This window comes from Syntrophomonas sp. UBA1041 (assembly GCF_002316705.1).
GTDB lineage: Bacteria > Bacillota > Syntrophomonadia > Syntrophomonadales > Syntrophomonadaceae > DTU019.
Genome location: NZ_DCEA01000013.1, coordinates 59,149 through 59,359, shown reverse-complemented (window position 1 = coordinate 59,359; position 211 = coordinate 59,149). Strand labels below are relative to the sequence as shown.

Genomic DNA, 211 nt, shown 5'->3' with positions numbered 1-211 from the left:
ACCAAGCCCACCCAGCACAGTGTAAAAGAATTGAGGAGTATCGGGATTCAACCCGACATACTGGTGTGCCGCACTGAGAAGGAGCTTTCCATGGATCTCAAGGCCAAAGTCGCCTTGTTTTGCGACGTGGACCGGGAGGCAGTCATCCAGCTCATAGACGCTTCTTCTATTTATGAAGTCCCCTTGATGCTGGCCCAAGAGGGGCTGGACC

The 211-nt window shown here is 53.6% G+C and carries 1 pseudogene; it reads left to right on the top strand.

The features are described 5' to 3' along the window. Positions 1–211 (top strand): annotated as a pseudogene (locus B2633_RS02755) (CTP synthase); the annotation flags it as partial.